At 42.5% G+C, this 20,915-nt stretch carries 11 protein-coding genes; 5 read left to right on the top strand and 6 right to left on the bottom strand.

Annotation, left to right across the window (positions count from 1 at the left end; translation table 11 throughout):
- The first annotated feature begins 264 nt into the window (after positions 1-264).
- Both QL898_RS06030 and QL898_RS06025 read left to right on the top strand, forming a co-directional pair.
- Positions 265-1,287 carry an endonuclease/exonuclease/phosphatase family protein gene (locus QL898_RS06030; RefSeq protein WP_290176169.1) on the top strand — a complete coding sequence of 341 codons (1,023 nt, stop codon included), beginning with the start codon at positions 265-267 and terminating at the stop codon, positions 1,285-1,287.
- A 237-nt stretch (positions 1,288-1,524) separates the two neighbouring features.
- Positions 1,525-2,217 (top strand): TetR/AcrR family transcriptional regulator, encoded by a 693-nt coding sequence (locus QL898_RS06025; protein ID WP_290176168.1) that lies wholly within the window; start codon positions 1,525-1,527, stop codon positions 2,215-2,217.
- Between the two features lie 116 nt (positions 2,218-2,333).
- On the opposite strand, the gene QL898_RS06020 is transcribed toward QL898_RS06025, so the two are convergent.
- From QL898_RS06020 to QL898_RS06000, 5 genes are all read right to left on the bottom strand, one after another.
- Positions 2,334-3,110 carry a hypothetical protein gene (locus QL898_RS06020; protein ID WP_290176167.1) on the bottom strand — a complete coding sequence of 259 codons (777 nt, stop codon included), beginning with the start codon at positions 3,108-3,110 and terminating at the stop codon, positions 2,334-2,336.
- Between the two features lie 155 nt (positions 3,111-3,265).
- On the bottom strand, positions 3,266-8,581 hold the full coding sequence (locus QL898_RS06015) for a hypothetical protein (protein WP_290176166.1): 5,316 nt from the start codon (positions 8,579-8,581) through the stop codon (positions 3,266-3,268).
- Between the two features lie 135 nt (positions 8,582-8,716).
- Entirely contained in the window at positions 8,717-10,825 is a 2,109-nt protein-coding gene (locus QL898_RS06010; RefSeq protein ID WP_290176165.1) for a hypothetical protein, read from the bottom strand.
- Between the two features lie 43 nt (positions 10,826-10,868).
- Positions 10,869-11,333: a hypothetical protein gene (locus tag QL898_RS06005; protein ID WP_290176164.1), complete on the bottom strand. Its 465-nt coding sequence runs from the start codon at positions 11,331-11,333 to the stop codon at positions 10,869-10,871.
- 270 nt (positions 11,334-11,603) lie between these two features.
- Positions 11,604-13,283 (bottom strand): hypothetical protein, encoded by a 1,680-nt coding sequence (locus QL898_RS06000; RefSeq protein WP_201572092.1) that lies wholly within the window; start codon positions 13,281-13,283, stop codon positions 11,604-11,606.
- A gap of 542 nt (positions 13,284-13,825) precedes the next feature.
- On the opposite strand from QL898_RS06000, the gene aceE reads away from it, so the two are divergent.
- The gene (gene aceE / locus QL898_RS05995) at positions 13,826-16,639 is read left to right on the top strand and encodes a pyruvate dehydrogenase (acetyl-transferring), homodimeric type (RefSeq protein WP_290176163.1); all 2,814 of its coding nucleotides are present in this window, start codon (positions 13,826-13,828) and stop codon (positions 16,637-16,639) included.
- A gap of 25 nt (positions 16,640-16,664) precedes the next feature.
- Positions 16,665-18,386, top strand: coding sequence for a 2-oxo acid dehydrogenase subunit E2 (locus tag QL898_RS05990; RefSeq protein ID WP_290176162.1), 1,722 nt, complete (start codon positions 16,665-16,667; stop codon positions 18,384-18,386).
- 196 nt (positions 18,387-18,582) lie between these two features.
- Here QL898_RS05990 and QL898_RS05985 read toward each other — a convergent pair whose 3' ends face one another.
- Positions 18,583-19,209, bottom strand: coding sequence for an OmpW family outer membrane protein (locus tag QL898_RS05985; protein ID WP_290176161.1), 627 nt, complete (start codon positions 19,207-19,209; stop codon positions 18,583-18,585).
- 712 nt (positions 19,210-19,921) lie between these two features.
- Here QL898_RS05985 and QL898_RS05980 point away from each other — a divergent pair.
- On the top strand, positions 19,922-20,905 hold the full coding sequence (locus QL898_RS05980) for an ion transporter (protein ID WP_057759421.1): 984 nt from the start codon (positions 19,922-19,924) through the stop codon (positions 20,903-20,905).
- Positions 20,906-20,915 lie beyond the last annotated feature (10 nt).

Here is a 20,915-nt window from a genome sequence, read left to right as displayed (position 1 = left end):
TTGCAATTGATCCCAAAGCGTATCTGTTAATGCTTTTCTTGCCATAACTTGTATTTCTCGCATCGACTCAATAGATGCGGTATTGTAACTATTATTTAGGGCTTATCCAATTGAAGACACGCCCTAGTAAATCTACTTATCAACATTTATGCTATCTTAAAACTTCCAAGGTTTAACTTTGGGAGTTTTTTTAGGCATAAAATTTGCAGCGTATACACATACGTGAATATTATGTACTATAATAATGAGAGCGATGGGGAATATATGAGTAATAACACTGAAGGTCATAAACAGTTTTATATCGCAACGGCCAACTTGCTGAACTTTGCGAACCCTAATCGAACTTATTATGAAAATGCGCCAGCTTATAACGATAAAGCCTATGAACATAAGCTGCGAGGTCTTACAGATTTATTGGCTAAAGCGCATGCTGACATTATCGCAGTACAAGAGGTTTGGGATAGTGATGCATTAGAAGCGCTGGCTGTTTCACTAGGTTTCAAGCCCGAGCAAGCGGTCATTCCACTTGCCAGTAACGATAGCGCGAGTATATACACCAAAGGCATGGGTGCACAGAATACACCTGCTGTCGGTATTATCAGCCGATTTGAGCAGTTAGAAACCAGTCTATTAGAAGATATTGCACCAAAGGCTGTGATTGATATTCCAGATATAGGACCTTATGAGCGCTTTAATCGTCCACCGCTCGTATTGCGTGTCGATGCATATGGTCAACCAATAACGATTATTACTGCGCATTTAAAAAGTAAACGTGCTTTTTTCTTACGTGATAAGAACGGCAATCCACTAGAAGATATGGATGATCCCAATATTCGTATTCGTGCCAAGCTGCGCAGTTTGTGCATGCGTGCTGCAGAAGCCGCCTCGATTCGAATGGCGATTATGGAGCGTTTGCATCATACGCGTGAGCCATTGATACTGCTAGGTGATATGAATGATGTGACAGGTAGTGTTACCACTCAGTTGATGACCGAAACTGGTGAGGTCAATTACGATAAAAGTATGCGCGACGTTGCACTTTTTGATGCTGCTCGCATTCAGGCTCGCTATGGCTGGATGAAAGATGTCGCCTACACCCATATATACCAAGGCATGCCAGAAGTAATCGATCAGCTGTTTGTCTCAGAGGAGTTTTTACCTGATAGTAAGTTTTCGCTTGGTCAGGTTGAACGCGTTGATTATTTCAATGATCACCTTAAATGGGATTATGCAGACAGAGTCACTGATCATGGTATTATAAGAGCGAAAATCAAACTTAATGATTAACTTTTTAAAATTAAACAGTTAACTCTAGTAGAGTATTAATCGATACATGAACTTCTAACCCATTCATGTCCCTTGCTTGATAGTGTACAAGCGTTTATGATGCCTCCTCATCGAGTGTGGTAACGATAATATTGGCGCTATATTTTAGCCAATAGCCAGTAATCCGTTAGTTTTGGATGAATACTGTCTGATGAAGATTATATCTATACAATAGGGCGTAACATAAAGAGATTTATAATGAGTGATAACAAAGACGACAAAATTGAAGATGTGTTGGTAGACTCAGAATTGGCAAAAAAACTTGTACCGAACAAGTTTAAATTTACCAGCCAACAAGGCCGTGTACGCCGCCAAAAACTTTTGGCTGGTGCCAAAAAATTGAGCGAAACGCATGCTATTAACGATATTACGTTGGCAGCTGTGTGTGAAGAAGCGGGTATACCAAGAGCGTCTGCTTACCACTTTTTCCCTAATATTGAAGCAATATTTTTAGCATTGCGTTTTTTAAATGCGATTGAAATATTAGAGATGGTAGAGACGGTCGATATTGGTAACTATGACAGATGGCAAGGGTATTTAACGGCGCTTATCGATCGTTGTATTACGATATTCCATAATGATGAGACAAAAGCCAAGCTTATCTACGACACCAATACACCTGATTTTGAAGGTGACAGTTTTGGTGAAGATATGGATCATCAAATCGTTGATCTGGTCTATAAGCGTTTGTCAGAGCGTTATGAGATGCCAAACTTCCATGATATCCAAGATATCTTGCTGATTGCTTATAGCATCGTAAATGCTATTTTTACGTTGTCTTATCGCCGTCATCAGAGTATTACTGAAGAGTATATCCAAGAAGCAAATACAGCATTTATTGCTTATTTACGTTGTTACCTACCAGAAAAGTTGCCACGTAAAAACCGCTAATTGAGCTCACCTTAAACATAAAAAAGCCGACAAATATGTCGGCTTTTTCGCGTCTAATCTTTAGCATAAGATTTAAAGTAATAGAGATTGATATTTTTAATAAAACAGCGATTATTCTAACGGTTATATGTCAAATCTTGTCCACGGCAAGTATCATCGCTCGCGTCTAAAGGCGAATACTGCTTATGATAACTGACTATTGACTTCTCTAGTGCTACATTGGTCTGTGCATCATTGGCATTGACGTAAGCTTCGCGGGCCTGTTCGAGCCAGCGGTCTGCCATGCGAAAATGCATACCAGATTCGCGCCAACCTCGTGCGCATTGATTGGTTGCTGCCCAAATTAAAGCCACTTCACTAAAAGCCATCTCACGTGGTGTTGACGCTATGCCATCACCGTCTTTAAGTGCGCTTAAAGTTGCCCATAGATCAGGGCGCATCAAGGCAGAGGTAGACGGAATATCTTGATGCAAGCCCAAGTCTTGTACCGTGTCATTATCTAGCGCTTGCAATATAGGCTCTGCCATTTCTAACGCAACTTGACCTGCGGATGAGCGGCTATTCATACTGTCTTGATGAATAGCATAGTTCAACCACGCTTGCGCTTTGTAAGCGAAATACTGTTGAGCTGCTGTCTTGTCTTTTTGTTGATAAGGTTTTAATTGCGTGACCATACAATTTAATAGGCGCTGTTGTTCGCTTTGATATCTATAAGAGCGTGCTTGAGTCTGATTATCATCATGGCAGTATTTAGCCATGCTAGTTGAGTTAGCCACTTGGACAGTCTCACTCTTAGCTAAAGCTGGCTGCATAAAGGTTAACGAGAATAAAGCTGATAGTGTAACGCATACTGAGCGCTTGAAAGGTGCTGCTTTGATGGCTGAATCAAACATGGTGTAAACCTTATGTTAAGGTAATAAACGTTGGTATTATTTACCATTACTAGGGCTGACTTAATTGTTTATTGAATGACAAAATAATTCATCATAAGACAATCATGATACTGTCATAAGATTGTACTTACGACAGTATCATTAGTATCAAATAATTAAAATGCAGAATTGCTGCTTAGACGTTGGTTCTTACGCGGATCTTCACGTTTAAATAAGTCTTCATCAAACTTAAAGCGCAATCTAAAGTAAGCACCTTGCTGAGTACTGTCGTCATAAGCAATATCTTCATCTTCAAAGCCCATGAAGTTATAACCAAGTGATAACCAAAGGTTGGTCATTGGGCTATAACCCACTTCTGCACCAAGCATATAAGCTAAGTCATTTGCTTGATCATTCCAGTAAGTACCTGCTTGTAAACCAATATCCCAACGCTCACTGATGTCATAAAGACCGCGGCCATAAACAGCGTGAGCCGTATTATTACTAGTTAAGCTATCTGCTTCGTATTCTGTATACTTACCAGCATAACGTCCAGACAACGTTAAAGGACGCGTAGGATGGTAATTACCATTCCATGACCAAATCATGGTATCTTTTTGGTAAGCGTCATCGCCAGTATTATTATCATCCAAACGATATTCGAATTTTGCAAGCATATCTAACTGATTGCTATCGTAGTCACGATACGCAGCACCTAGCTGAAAACGATTGATAGTGCGATCGCCATCACTATAGTCAGTGCGTGAGTAGATATCTTTGGCTAAGAAAGTAACCTCATCAGTATAGCGATAGGCGATACCAGCACTACCAAGTAGCGTATCACTTGTTTCACCCCAACGTTTTTCAAAACGTCCTGATGCTTTATAATTCTCTTTGGCAAGATATTCAACACCGATACCTGCCGCTGTTGCAGTGTTACTTTCTTCACCTTCCAGAGATTCAACACGCTCAAATAAAGTGTTTAAGGTTAGCCCTTCTTGAACATACCACTTGTTTTTTAGACCAATGGCTGCTTCTGCTTCGCGTGCACTGATGGCATCGCGCATGCGGTATTCACTATAAACCTTACCATCTTTCATGTAAGTCGCGTCAAAACCAACAGTAGTACGTTGACGCTCATCTGTATCATCAAGACCATAAGTACCAGATAGGCTATTAATCAAATCATGACGTGCGTATAGTCGACCTAGATTTCCGAGCGGTGTCTCACCACCGATAGAAGTTGCATTACGTGAGCTGTTTTCGATATCTTGCTCATACTCTGCAAATACCAAGCTGTTATTCAACTTAGGTAGACGAGAGGTAATACGAGCACGAACAGTCGTACCTTCAATATCTTCTTCAGCGTTACTAACGCTGCTCAACGCTGACTGATTGATTATGTCATCATTAAACAGAGTGTCGTCTGTAATATCTACAACGTCTGTCGCGGCTTGAGTATTACGTGAGGCAGCAGTCGCGTCTTGTTTGTAATAACGAACCCCAATTTCACCAACGATGTTCTCGCTTAAACGATGCTCAACGCTTGCTTGCACGCCTTCGCGGCTAGCGTCAGTAGTATGCTCTTCTGTGCGTACGCCTTCTAACTTAAGAGCAGTTTTCTTATCATTTAAAGTATGAGTAAACTCTACACCAGACTCAGTACGTCCAGCCGTAAGCGGTGATGCACCAGTGACAAAACCTTCGTCAGCATCATTATAATAAGCTTTAGCTCGCGTATTTTTCTTATTATCAAAATCAAGCTCAATACGTAGTGCGTTACCTTCAACATCACTATCAGTCAATTCTGTCGCGTTAATTTGATTGCTTGACTGAAAATTTGGGTTCTCAGCTTTGTTCATTGCGTATTCAGCGACCAGCTTTAGCTTATCATTGAATTTAACAACACTATTGACACTAGCCAACTCTTCTTTGTTCAATGGGTCATCGCTATTCACATAGCTACCACCGATGGCGACTTTATTCGTTAGTTGCTGCTTCGCTGCAATACCACCAACCAAGTAATCCTCGCCACCTTCGTCTACTTCTACCGTGACGCGTAAATAGATAGGATTACCCGCTAAGTCTTGGCTAGCGATAGGCGATTTCAAAAATAAGCTGCGGCTGATTGGGTCAATCTCATAATCCGCAAAACGCGTGAGGGTCTCACGGTTGACGATTAAGCCAGGGTTATTACGGTCGCGAGTGATCACTTCGATAGTTTCCGAGTTCTCTAACACGTCGTCGAAGTTTTCAGCTAATGGGTAGGGACCTGAGATACCTAAACCGCGAGTTTCATTAACGCGCTGTGACGTGCTGGTCTCAGCGGCAAAGGCAGTCACACGCGTATTATCATCTTCATACTGGGCTTTTAGGCCCGTCAAAGTACGGTTGTATTGACCAAGCTTGATGCCTTCATCATTATCGATTTGAGTTTTTAGATCGCCGTACATGGCGAACGAGCGGCCTTTATCAACGCGCACATAGAGCTTGCTGGTTGACTGCGCGTCAAAACCTTTAGCTGATGAATCGCCGTAGACCGGATAGTACTCACCAGGCTCGATATCACGGAACAGGCGCTCGCCTTTTTTATCGCTGTCATAAGCGAGCGTTAATAGATAATCACCGCGCACTTTGCCTTTCAAGAACATTGCCGCACGACCAGATGCCGTATAGTCATCGTTACCGGCAAAATCATTCAGCTCTTGTTCAAAGGCACCTTGAGCATCCGTAATACTGCTACCGTCAAAGTCTTTGAGCGAGATAGCACCTTCGACGATACCGACCGCGATCAGCGGACGTAGCTGCGCGGTAAACTGTAGCGGAATCACTTGTTTTCTGCTACCGGTATCGATGACCAGCTCGCCTTTACCCGGTACGCTTGGCGCGGTGACGGGTATCAGTAGCTCACCACCATTGACGGTAATCTGGGTGCCTGCGGCGTCTTTACTACCGTCTTTTAGGTTGATACGGCCGATATTGGTATCGATAGTAATCGGCGTAGAAGCGACATAAGGACGACCATCACGATCCTTTAGGCTGACGACGATTTGATATTCACTCATGCCATCGGCTGGGACTAAGCTATCTTGAGTACGATAGTCAATCGCTTGCAAGCTATCTGGCGTCAAGACGTTGATCGTCTGCTCAGAGATGACTTTGCCATTGACGTCAGTTGCTACACCGCGTAGCTGATTGCGCCCACGCTTCAAATCGACAGCGTAATAATCATAAGCGGTGACGTTTTGTTTTTCTTGCTCAGCGGTTTTACCGACTTGCTGTTCCGACACTGCCTTGCCATTAGCATATAGCGTAAAGAGTGAGCCTAGTGGCGCTTGCACCTGAACCATTTGCTTATAAGAAGATAGTTGTTGACCGTTTGTAAGGTTGATGAAGCTGACATCATTGTTAACGACTTCTTTTAAGTATTCTTCGAGTACTTTTTCTTTAGGCTGCGCGACTGTATTGACAGTCATGTCGATGCGTTCAGCACTAGGCGTAGCCAAATCATTGACGATAGCGGAATCACATTTGATACTTTGCTCTAGCACATCATTAGACTTACAACCACTGGCATCAACATTATCGGTCACATCACGATCATAGTCAGGCTCTAATGCCAGTTTGTTTTTTACCGCAGCTTCTAGCGCATTATTCTTTGCACTAATAGTCTTGCTACGCTCTACCAGCTCTGCATTTAGACGATCTTTGCTATCGCCCATACCACCGACGATAGCAAAGTCAGCGCGATGCAGTTCGCCATATTTTAGATCGACGAAACGGCTGCCAGCATCACCAGCATTGCGGTTACTTTGAATAACCAGCTCAGTCTCTCTAGGTATGGTTGTACGATCCACTTTTAGTACATGGGTCTTAGCACTGATACCATAAAAGTTATACTTACCTTCAGGGTCGGTAACGATGAAATTACCATCTTCCATATAGATGCGCACACCAGCGACACCCAGCTCGCCATCTTCTTTTTGCTGGATGCCATCGCGGTTGATATCGTGATAGACCTTACCGATAATGATGCCGTCCGTATTCATGACACCGCGGCTGACCTCGATAGGCCACTGTGCCTCTATTGAAGTCAGTACTGATCCACCAGTTTCAGAGTTGCGACCCTGTGCGATGGCACGGTTAATACCGTCACCACCTAGGGCAGAAGAGCCAATCAAGACACGATAAGTGACTGTTTTGCTTTCATTAACTGCCAGATCACCCAAACCTAAGATTTGATACTTGCCCTCTGCTGTGAAGTCATCTGTTTTAGCGTTATCAACACGCAAGCTACCAGCCACATAGTCAAAGCCACGTGGCATCGCGTCTTTTAACTCAACATCATAAGCAGTAGATTTACCATCGTTCTTGATATTAATCGTATAGTTGACATAGTCACCTAGCTCAGCAGTTTTCACATCACCTTCTTTGGTGACCTGTAGCGTAGGGGAGGTATCGTTTATGACGATGGTTGTGCTGAGATCTCGGTCAATTTTATTGAGATCAGACGCGCTAGGTTGCTCATCCAATCCGACAGAGGGGGCAATACATGCGTCTAGGGTAGCCGTCAGCGTGTCGCCTTCTAGCGTCTGAATAATGGCATCATTAATTGCATTTGCATTATTTTGCGTAGGGGCGTCTAAGCGATATTTACCCGTGTTCACACCGGTTTCGATAGCTTTTAGTGAATAAGTGTCACCAGTTCCAACTGGTGGATTGGCTGACTTGATGGTGACCCATACTTGGTCTTTCTCATCGCTTTGCAGGTTACATTGTGCAAAGCTGGTTTCGAGATAGACGTTTTTGCCAATTTGTGAAGAGGTTGGCTCACTATCGAAAGCTTCGTTTTTGAAACCGATATCTGGTTTGACAATGACCAAGCTGTCAGTGGCTATGACTTCTTTTAGTGATGGATCCTCGGTGACCACAGCACCAAGCTGAATCTCGGCAGTATCACCGTCCTGAGCGTTGGCGTCAGACAGTGCTTGGACAATGAGCTGAATGCTCTCACTCTGTCCTAGCTTGATTTGGGTGCTTAAGTTATCAAGTAACAACTGCTGATCATCACCATCGATGATACCGTTATTATTTAGGTCTTGATAGATTTTGATATTGGACAATGTGTCAGGCACGGTCAAAGTCAAATCGACAGTCTGATCGCTATAACTGGTGTTTTTTAGGACATTGATCCAGTTTACGGTGGTACTAGGCTCTACCGTTTGAGTGGCAGGCTGAGTCAGTTCGATACCATATTCGGGTAGTGCAGATGCTTTGACACGAACTTTATTAGAGTCAGACTGTAGAGTAACGTCTGATTGGTCATTGACGGTGTAGCTGGCATTTGCAACGTTATCAATCAGCTGTAGCACTGATTGAGAGGCTGCTTGTGCAGTATTCGATTGCATAAGCAACATCGCCAGTGTCAACGCTGAGACTTTCGCCGTGCGTACTGGTATGTGTTTAGACTGAGTCATTATAGTAATGGTCATATGTCGCTTATCCAATAAAATATAAAGGGGTGGTAACGCTCTAGCTTGGCTAAGTAATGCTTAGGTCAAGCTAGAGGTTTGCTCTATAAGCGTTCATCGACACTTATAGAGTTAAAAATAATAATTTTTAAACGCTTAAGGATTCACTTTGATAGAGAAAGTCATAGTACCAGTACCTTCTGCAGGTAACGTTGCAAAAGTACTAGTGATAACTTCACCAGTATCATTATCTGTGACACCAGTGGCTGATCCATCGATTAAGCCTGCAACGTCATTTTGATAAGACGCTTGGGTGTTCCACTGTGTCTTATCATCCGATACAGTAACGTTCGATAGACCTTTAGTGGTAAAGGTGTTGGTCGCGGTGATTTCATAGACGATACAGTCAAAAGGCGTCGCATCAATAGCAGTGGTAGTACCATCTGTGAAGGTCAGGCTATCTAGACCAGATCCAGTCGGACAAGTCAGGCTACTATCAGTGCCAGCCACTACTGCTGCTAATTTGACTAATTTAAGACCCTGGATACTCGTCTCATTAGTCAAAGTAGGTACGGTAGGAGCAAAATCACCACCTGGTGTCACTGTTATCGTATTTGTTTCCTTTGTGACGTCGATATCAGCATTAGTACCATCTGATACCACAGTATAGCCAATCTCTACAGTGCTTCCTGGCGTTGGAGTCTCACCGTCTGCAGCAGTATTTGGTACAAGGATTACGTCGTCAGGCAGTTGATACGTACCACCACCATTATCAACTAACGGCAGCTTAGTAGTGCCACCATCCGTCGAGTAGTAAGGGCTGCTAACTGATAGAGGGTTAGTGTCATCTGGATCAGTGATTGTGATTACGATTGGACGGTCCGTACCGCCTTCATCTTCGTTACCATTGTTGGTGATGGTATGCGTGTAAGTCACTTCACCCTCAACAGCTACTTCTTGGTCATCAGCATCGGTGATGCTGATGTCACGATCGGTAAAGGTAATCGTTGGCGTTGTATCTTCACCAGGAGTGCCTGGACCATCAGCATCTTCAGGGACATTAGGACTGTTATCAGTACTAGGATCAGTACCATTTTCATCTGTACTATCAGTGATATCATAGCTGTTAGTGTCATCAGGATTTGGCGTTGTATCATCATAGCTATCGTAGACAGTAGCATGGTTAGTGGCACTACCAGCCGCTCTTAGAGTAGGCACATCGATTTCTACTTTGAAGCTAACTGTCAAGTCTTCTCCAACTGCTAAACTTGGCACAGTGACATCAATAATCTGACGACCATCAGCATCTGTACCAGTTGTTACAACTGTAGCACCACCTGGAATGGTGACATTACCCTTCAAGGTCATACCTTTAGGCAATACGTCTCTTATGACAAAGTTATCTGCCTCAACACTATAATTTGTTGTGACGTTAGTGACTTTAATACTGTAATCGATATCAGTGTCAGCAGCATTTAGGTCTAGGCTATTACAGTTAGTCTTAGTTTGACAGGTAGCAGACTTCTCGATTTTAAATACTGGCAATTTCACGATAGTTTGGTTTTCGTTGATTAGTTTTTTCTGTGCTTCTGTTGCATCTGTTACACCGCTAATAAAGGTACTGGTTGCTGTTAAGGTACCGACACCGATATCACCACCCGTTTTATCACCAGTATCTACTTGATAGCTAAGCGCTGCTTCTAATCCTGGTGGTAGTTGAATACTACCACCACTATTAATCGTGCCAGACTCTGCTTGACCAAGAGCAGTTAGGGCATCTGATTGTTCCTGTGACAACGTGCCACCGCCTATTGGCTGGATAATATAGTCAATAGGTGCTGAATCCAAAGCGTAACTTGGCTCTTGCGTCACGATGTCTGAGTTATTACCAGTGGTTTCGATGGTATAAGTATCAGTAACGTTACCGTTGTTGGCTAAGATATGATTAAACTCAGTCATGGTATTCGGGGTGGCAGCGATGTCTTCGTTCTTTTCATCAGTCGCACTTGCACCATCGATAGCAACCAATGAGAAGTTTGCTGTTTCGCTGATGTTGACGATGACTTTATTTGACTTTACTGGTGGCTGTTCAACAGCATCAGCGCCAGTGCCAACACTATAAACAGCAGTTGCCATGTTTTCGATAGCCGCTGCGCCATTACTAACTGCGCCAGAGCTGGTGGTTGCCATAGCGCCAGTCGACACGCCCATCAGCGCGGCAACGCCAACAGCAAGCACGCTATAGTTAAAAGTATTTGATTTCATGCGGTAAATCTCCTAGGGTTTAAAGCAAGGTTTTGAACGAGAGTTATTCAACGATAGCGTTGAGTGACACGTTGGCAGATTTCTTAGCAGGTAGTAATTTGATGTTCCAACGAAGGGTACGGTATTCAGATAAAGGGATTTTGACTAGTTTGCCATCAACCTTGCGCATCAGCGGCATGTCAGCATAGTTCTTGCCATCGATACTGGCTTGAGCACTAGCGGGTGATACTTCGCCAGTAAAGGTCATGTTTGCTGGAATGGGTAGGGTCACTGCTAGATCGTTGATGCTTTGATTGATGGTATTGGTATAAGTCGCTTTATATTGAATAACAGTACCTTTTGGCGCTGTTCTCACGGGTAAGTAACTGACTTCGCCTTCTGCGTTTTTAATTACTTTATTAGCAGTTAATTCCATTTTTAGAGCATCATCGGCATGCGCTATATTTAGTAAAGAGCTAGAAGCTATAGTTGCCAATAGAACATTGCGTAGAATCTTGAAACGTTTCATATAAAATCCTTTCTTATATCGTTGCTATAATTGGGATGTTGATGCTTTGGGCTACAGTGAAACGGTTTATAATTTGACATAAGGATCGTCTGTAAAAAGCGCACATCTTCCCTTTAAGCTATTGTCACGTAACCGATACAAAGATTCATTATAAAGACGACAAATGGTAATTCGAGGTAGCTAAACGGTAAAAAGCCCTGTCTGGGTAGACAGGGCCTTTTTTGGTTAGAAAGAAGATCAGTAATATTTTAAAGTTGCAAGAAATAATAGCTACTGAGCGTTCACAGTAGTCCCATATTTGGTATTAAAATAAAAGTTGCGGTTTGATCTGGCGTTTATGGTAAAGGGATTGGTTATTACTGTACCGTTATTACCGATAGACACACTATTAGAAGCATAGTCGGTTGTACTGGCTACTGGATTGGCTAAGGTTGAGGTAACCGCTGCGCCATCACTTTTGCTTCGCAGTTTATCCTGCATCACAAAGTTTGTGATGGGGACATTAGCGCGATTGGTGGCGGTAATGCGATAAGCAATACACTGAACAGGGGTAAGGGCATTTCCATTATTAGCACTTTCGCTAAAGCCATTTCTAAGGTCTGTTTCACCTACACGATTGAGATCAGGATCAGTATAAAGGATGGTAGAAGGACAGTTATTAACGTACTGAGCTTTTCTGAGTACTAGTGCCGCATTCTCAGCAATCACTCTGCCAAAATCATTGTTCGGATAATTGTACGTTGTCGCAGAAAACCCTACACTTTTACTTTCATTGCTAGTACGAATAGGGTAACTAGTGCCGGTACGGCTCTCTACTAAACACAGGTTTGTATTATTAGCCAGTGTCGTTTTGGGAATGCTAATTTGATACTCGCCAACTGAGAGAGGACTCGTTGTTCTAGTTACTGATTGTGTTGGATAAATTGTAGATGTATTGGAACAGTTAGCAAGCTGTACTGTACTTCCTGAGATACCAGTTTCAGATGCAGTAAGGTCGTATATACCATTAAAAAATTTGGGTTTATTAGTATAAACACTATTAGAGGAAGTGATATCAGCGTTGTCTTTGTTAGCGCTGCCTGCAGGAATGCCACCATTGTCATCAAATACAGTACCAGAGAAAATGTACTGAGGAACGTAGCAGTAGTTATCGAGGCTAATGTCTACTTCTTGAGTTGTTGGTGACGAACGTATCAAGGTTCCAGTATTGGTATAACGAACTTTAACTGATTTTACTGCTTCTGGAAATTGTATAGAACCCTGACATTCTGTACCTAAGTTCTTTGCAGTACAGTTAAAGGCACGACCATCACTGCCACCAGTAAACAAACCTGCCTGTTGGTAATTAGTAATAAAAGAAGTGTTACCGTTCAGTTCAGTAGATGTTTGTTGAACGCTATTAATTTCACCACTCGCAGCGACACCACTAAACTTAACATAATCGTAAAATTTGTTACTATCGTTATTAGAATAGTCTATATCGAATGCACTGAATGCAACGTTGTTTAAAAATATAGGTTCTAAAGTTATACTGTTACGAAATTCAAATGTAATATCTGTATAGTCTGATACTGTAGGAAATTTACGTTTGATGTTGATGACTGTTTTATTAGAATTCGTGAAAGCTTCAAACGCACTTTCCACATTGCCACTACTCGATTCATCTTTAGTAATTTTTACTTGTAATGGGATACTACCTGAGGCGTTACCAGCTACAGTGACATACTTGCCGATATCAGACATTAGATTTCTATAGTCAGTAGTAGTCAAGCTACCTTGAGATGCACCTGTAATGCCTTGACAAGTTGCACCTGGATTTGCTACAAGCGCATGAGATGAGATACTTATCAACGACAATATCATAAGGCCTATCAAACTCAATATTTGAGATTGATAGTTACTAAATGAAAAAGTATTCATCATATTTGAGAACTTTCTAGCTTTATACATGTCGCTATTCCTAAGAATCGAGATTGCCCAACTAATACGGTAGCTAACCATATTTATACAAATATATTAGTATGAGATATTAATGAGTAATTGATCTTACATCCAGTATAAAGTTACCAGTGGTTGATTTGGTATGATGAAAAGTAAATTATATTCATAAGATTACACATAAACAAATTACAATATTGTCATTTTTAAAAAAACTAATCATTATTTATTTAAAAAATACTTGTTATTTATTCATTTCTCTACAGCCATAAACAATTGCCTCGCAAACGCTTATAATAGAGTGTCAAAATCATTCATGACTGAATATACAGGGACAACAGTATGAGCTGTTTTGTCATGGCATCTATTTGATGTACAAGTCAGCTTACCGTAGTAGTATTTCTTACCATCATGTTCTATACCACCGCACAAAACAATGGAATGATTGAAGATAGCAAGGAAGCCATCAGTAAGTCGATATCCCATCACTCACCAGTATTTAACAAAGCCCCGCCATATAGGCAGGTACGACTGATATAAAAGGATTAACACCAATGAATTATTATAAGGATGCTGATAGCACCGAAACCCAAGAGTGGCTGGCAGCCTTTGAATCTGTGGTCAAACACGCAGATAAGGACCGTGCCCAGTTTCTACTAAAGGCGTTGTACAACATGGCAGTTCAAGAAGGCCTGCCTTTTAATAGACTAGATACCGCTTACGTCAATAGTATCGCCGCAGAAGATGAGCCAATGTACCCAGGCGATCTAGGCATGGAGCGTAAAATACGTGCTTTGATTCGTTATAACGCACTTGCCATGGTGATGCGTGCCAACAAAAATGATGACGACTTGGGTGGTCACTTAGCGACATTTGCCTCTAGTGCAACGCTTTATGAGACTGGTTTTAACCATTTCTTCCGTGCGGCAAGTGATCACTTCGGTGGTGACATGATTTATTATCAAGGTCACTCAGCACCAGGTATCTATGCACGTTCTTATTTAGAAGGTCGTTTGACCGAAGATCAGCTTGATAACTTCCGTCGTGAAGTGGGTGGTAAAGGTCTATCAAGCTATCCACATCCATACCTGATGCCTGATTATTGGCAGTTCCCAACGGTATCAATGGGACTTGGGCCCATCATGTCGATCTATCATGCCCATGTACATCGCTATATGGAAAACCGCGAATTACTAGAAAAAGAAGGTCGTAAAATCTGGACGTTCTTGGGTGATGGTGAAACAGATGAGCCAGAAAGCTTAGGGGCTATTTCTCTTGCTGGTCGTGAAAAGTTGGATAACTTGATATGGGTGGTCAATTGTAACTTACAGCGCCTTGATGGTCCTGTACGTGGTAATGGCAAGATCATTCAAGAGCTAGAGTCTGTGTTCCGCGGTGCAGGTTGGCGCGTCATTAAAGTTATCTGGGGTGGTAACTGGGATTCACTACTTAGTAAAGATCATACGGGCGTGCTTAAACATCGTATGGAAGAAGTGGTCGATGGTGAATATCAATTATATGAAGCACGTACGCCTGAATTTACCAGAAAAGAGTTTTTTGGTAAATACCCAGAGCTAGAAGAGATGGCAGATGCGCTGACAGACGAAGAGATTGCACGTCTGAACCGTGGTGGCCACGACCCAGTAAAAGTCTACGCTGCTTTTAGTGAAGCGATGAAGACCAAAGGTCAGCCAACCGTTATTTTGGTCAAAACTGTCAAAGGCTACGGCTTATCTACTCAAACGCAAGCCGTTAACAAGTCACATCAGATCAAGAAACTAGATCAAGAAGCCTTGATGTATTTCCGTGATCGTTTTGATTTGCCATTTACTGATGAGCAACTAGAGACCCTACCATTCTATCGCCCTGAAGAAGGTTCGGCGGAGATGAAATATCTCAAAGGGCGCCGCGAGTCGTTAGGTGGTCATCTGCCCAACCGCCGTAGTGGTCACATCCCGCTTAATATTCCTGAGCTATCGATGTTTGAGCGCGTATTAAAAGGCAGTAATGGCAAAGAGCAATCTACCACGATGGTCTTTGTACGTTTGCTATCTGCGATGCTCAAAAACAAAGACATCCAAGATCGCGTTGTACCAATCGTACCTGATGAAGCACGTACATTTGGTCTAGAGGGCATGTTCCGTCAATTGGGTATCTATTCAGCGGTCGGTCAAAAGTATACGCCAGAAGATAGTGAAGCGTTGATGGGTTATAAAGAAGCCATCGATGGTCACATGCTAGAAGAAGGTATCAACGAAGCGGGCGCAATGAGTACGTGGATTGCCTTGGCAACCAGCTACTCTGTGAACGCCCTGCCAATGATTCCGATGTATATCTATTACTCAATGTTTGGTTTCCAGCGTGTGGGTGATTTGGCTTGGGCCGCAGGCGATTGTCAGGCACAAGGTTTCTTATTAGGTGCAACAGCTGGTCGTACAACGCTTAACGGCGAAGGCTTGCAGCATCAAGATGGTCATTCACAGATACTATTCAATACCGTACCGAACTGTGTCACCTATGATCCTTGTTTCGGTTACGAGCTGGCAGTAGTGATGCATGATGGTCTGCGCCGTATGTACGGTGAAGGTGAGCGCGTCTATTATTACTTGACGTTGATGAATGAGAACTACGAGCAACCTGAAATGCCAGAAGGAAGCGAAGAAGGTATCAAGCGCGGTATGTACTTATTAGAAGACAATGGCTCAGCACAGGTACAGCTGTTAGGGTCTGGTGTGATCTTGCGCGAAGTACAAAAAGCATCACAGATACTAAAAGATGAGTTCAATATCACATCTAACGTCTGGAGCGTTACCAGCTTTAATGAGCTGACTCGTGATGGTATGGATTGCGATGACTACAACCGCTTGCATCCAATGGACGAAGAAAAAGTGCCTTGGGTTACTGAGCAGTTAGCACCGCACGAAGGTATCGTGGTTGCTGCGACAGATTATATGCGTAACTACTCAGAGCAGATTCGTGCTTGGTTACCAGACAACCGTCCTTATACGACTTTGGGTACGGATGGTTATGGCCGCTCTGACACGCGTGAAAACCTACGCAGTTTCTTCAACGTTGATGCCGCACACATTGTTGTGGCAACGCTGAAGCGCTTAGCGGACGAAGGCGAAGTTGAGATGCGTTTGGTCAAAGACGCTATTTCAAGCTTAGGTATCGATGTGGATCACCCACCTGCATGGCAACAGCAGTCTTATTATGATCAGTCTCCAGATGCACCAGCACCAGGTAATGTCAATCCAAAACCTGTTCCTGAGTTTGTTGAAGAAGATGATGATGAAATCAGTGATGAGGGACGCGCTGAAGACCAAGCAGATGCAAATGTACTCGATGATAGTGATGTCAAAGAATAATAACCATAAGACGAGGAAATAAATCATGGACATTAAAGCCCCCGATTTAGGTGTGGATAGCGCCGAAGTCAGCGAGATTATGGTAGAAGTCGGTGATGTCATCGCAAAAGATGACAACATCGTGTTATTAGAGTCTGACAAAGCATCAGTCGAAGTGCCAAGCTCTGCTGCTGGTAAAGTCACTAAAATTAGCATTGCTATTGGTGATCAAGTCAGTGAAGGTATGGTGCTCATTGAGCTTAAGAGTGCAGATGATAGCGCAGAAAGCAATGATGATAATACTGCTGCTGAAGAGCAAGAAGCGAACAGCACAAATGATGTCGAACCAGAATCAAAGCCTGAGCCTGCTGCAACTGAATCAAAGCAATCAGAGTCTGCTGCGAAGCCAGCCGCTAATGCTGGTAAAGCAACCACTCATGCATTACCTGATTTAGGTGTTGACGAGGCACAAGTTTCTGAAATCATGGTGAGCGTTGGTGATACTGTTAGCGCTGAACAGTCGATTTTGCTAATCGAATCAGATAAAGCATCGGTTGAAGTACCAGCGCCAGTTGCCGGTAAGATTGAGAAAATCTTGGTCGAAGCAGGTGATATGGTTGCTAATGGTCAGGACTTTATCGTCATCATGGCAAGTAGTACAGATGATGCTAGTGATAGTGAATCTGAAGCTCCTAAGCCACAAGAGCCAGCACCAGCCAAAACAGAAGATAAATCAGCTGCTAAAACCACTGGTGAGCCAAAACAAGCTGCTAAACCGACCAATACTGATACAGCTGCTAGCAAAACGGAGGGTAAATTAACTGAAGCACAGGTCAATGAAAAATTGGTTGATGTGTATGCAGGTCCTGCCGTCCGTAAACTAGCGCGTCAGTTAGGTGTGGATATCACACAAGTGAATGGTTCAGCTCTAAACGATCGCATTCTAAAAGAAGACTTGTTTGCACATGTTAAAAACAGTCTAACCAAGCAGAAAGCGGCACCTGTGAGTGGCAATCCTGTTAGCTCAGGTCTACCGAAACTGCCTGACATGAGTAACGCTGAAATCTGGGGTGAGACAGAAACGCAAGACCTCAGCCGCTTGCAGAAAGTCTCGATACCACAGCTCAACTACAATACTTTGCTACCGCAAGTAACGCAGTTCGATCTGTCTGATATCACTGAGACTGAAAAATTACGTGGTGAGCTAAAAGGTGGCATGAAAGCTGAAGGTATTGGCTTCACTATCTTAGCATTCGTGGTTAAAGCAACTGCTTACGCGTTGACCCAGCATCCACGATTCAACAGTCATTTGAGCGATGACAATACTCAGGTTATATTGCGTAAAAGTGTCAATATGGGTATTGCTGTGGCAACAGATGATGGTCTTATCGTACCGGTTATCAAAAACGTACAAGATAAAGGTCTAAAGCAAATTGCGATTGAAATTGGCGAGCTTGCTGTAAAAGCTCGTGATAAGAAGCTCAGTACCAAAGATTTGCAAGGGGCGAGCTTTACCATATCGAGCCAAGGTAACTTGGGTGGTACGGCATTTACGCCATTAGTTAACTGGCCACAAGTTGGTATTTTAGGTGTCTCTGAAGCAAGTATGCAGCCACGTTGGGATGCTAAAAAACAAAGCTTTGAGCCATGTTTGATGCTGCCACTGTCTTTGTCTTATGACCACCGTGTGATCAATGGCGCAGATGCTGCTGTATTTACTCGTTATATCGCAACGTTACTAGCAGACCCACGTCGTATCTTGATCTAAAGCTAGCTAGCAATAAAAAAAGACTGCCCACGGGTGGTCTTTTTTTATGAAGATTATTTGTTCTTACAGGTTATTAGCTATTTTTATAAATAATTGCCTAGTAGCTAGTGTAGACAGATGGTAGTAACCATAGTTAATAGGCACAAAAAAGCCAGCTATCAAGCTGGCTCTTATTACGCATGGTATCTTTACTAATTTAGAACTGTTTAACGAATGCTACGCCATATACCCAAGGGCTAATGTCGATCTCGCCAAGATTTACGTCATCTAGAGTAGCGTCTGTTTTAATATCCATATAACGGGCATCGATACGGAAAGCTTCTGTAGGAGCAAAAGGGATATCAAGACCAACATGACCAGCCACGCCAACGCTATCGTCAAGGTCCAAGTCACCACCAGTAGAAATTCTTTCTTTGAAAAATGTTGTATAGTTCACACCAACACCAATGAAAGGCTTGATGTTCATTGGCATGTTTTCATAGTCAAAGTGATACTGTACGGAAAGAGTAGGTGGTAAATGCTGTGTTTTACCTTTCAAAGCTGGTGTGCCATCAGCATTATTGAGATCAAAATCATGATGGAATGGAAGCGCCGCTAGTAGTTCGACACCAACGTTGTTAGCGATAAAATACTCACCACTGATAGTAGGACGTACATCACCATCAACATCAACAGATAAACCGTTATCTAGAGTACCATTGTCACTTTTAGGATCAACATAGTGTGCACCAGCAGCAACAGACCAAGTACCAGCAGGTACGGCAAAGGCGGAAGTCATAGTCAGGGCAGTAGCAGCAGCTAAAACTAGGGATTGTAGTTTCATCATCTCATTCCTTAATGTAATAAAAAATTATCAGCAGTTTTCTAATGAGGGATGGCATTAGCTACTGATACATAATGTTATGATTAACGTTTAATCTGTAACATTTAATCTCTATTATAATACGAAAATCATTATTATTGGTAAGGTTTTAAATATAAATTAGCAATGTTTTTGCAATAAATTACATTTACGTGTAATTCAATTGTCTACAGTCTATAATTAAACACAATAAAAGCTGCTTTTTAAGTAAGTGTCATTGACGTAAGTCGGTATCTCTTATTTATGATTCAACAAGAGGTGCAATATATTATGCTTGGCTATTGCAGTAACTCCCCTCTATGCTGTACGAATGCGCGTACAATGAAAATACTGAATCAGGTAGACTCTTGTTGTCCTGAATGTCACTTGTTTTTGATACCTCTGCAAGACATTAGCCAGCAGCTGCGTGCTGACGAACAGTTCTTAAGGTTCTCTATCCTACTAATTGTGTTTATACTGCTGGTATCGGTCTATATTTATTATCTGCATTTCGTATAGCCGATAGTCATTGCTGATAATGACGAGTCAGTACCAAATGAAGCGTTTCTGATAAAAATCACGGATGATTACTGTAAATATCTCCTATGTTCTGTGACGAAAATTTGGTTTTTATTGTTTGACTGTTGTTTTATTCTATTAATATCAAATCGGTATTTCACCGCATAGGGCTGGCATGTTATTCCAATCTATACGGCGCTTGCGTCATTTTGTTTATGATATTTTACAAAATGAAGAACATGACACGTTATTTAGCCGTTACGTTGATTATTTTCTTATATTTTTGATTATGACTAACGTAGCTGCTGTGATAGCCGAGTCTGTCGATCAGTGGTATTACCCTTATCAAGATTACTTCACCTTATTTGAAAATTTCTCTATCGTTGTCTTTTCCATTGAATACTTATTGCGCCTGTGGAGTGTGGCTGAAGCCAAGCCTGATAACACAACATGGAAACAGCGATGGGATTGGCTCAGAAGCCCATCCGCATTGATTGATTTAGTAGCCATCGTGCCCGCCTTTTTGAATTTCTTTGTCAATATTGATTTGCGTTTCTTGCGTATTTTACGTTTGTTTCGAATCCTAAAATTGACGCGTTATTTTGCCTCAATGCGTATCTTGCTAGTCGTGATTAGCAAGGAGCGAGGCTCGTTTCAGGCTGTTATCTTTATTCTTATTATTATGATTGTGACCGCCTCTAGCGGTATTTATCTAGTGGAGAATCACGCACAGCCAGACGAATTTGAGTCCATACCTAAAGCGATGTGGTGGGCTGTGGTGACACTAACAACAGTAGGCTACGGAGATGTCACGCCAATTACTAATGCGGGAAAAATATTGGGTGCTGTCATTACGATATTGGGCGTTGGTCTCGCTGCACTGCCGGCGGGTATTCTAGCGACAGGACTAGCAAATGAGTTGGCTCAGCGCCGTGAAGAGCTTGAACAGCATTTTCGTGAGCAGCTCATTGATAGCGATTTTGATCTGGTACAGAATCAGATGATGATTGATAAAATTCGTCGAGAGCTGGGTTTAGATAAAGAGCAGGCACAAAATATCGTCTTACAGGTACTTCGAGAGCAAGAACTTGAACGGCGTGAGAAAGAAGTTGAAACGCGCCAAAAAAACTTCTGTCCGCATTGCGGTGAAGTTTTATAGGCAAGTGTGA

The sequence above is a fragment of the Psychrobacter sp. APC 3279 genome (assembly GCF_030407795.1).
In the GTDB taxonomy this organism is placed as follows: Bacteria; Pseudomonadota; Gammaproteobacteria; order Pseudomonadales; family Moraxellaceae; genus Psychrobacter.
The sequence above is the reverse complement of the archived record's forward strand: the minus strand, read 5'-3'. Positions and strand labels throughout refer to the sequence as shown.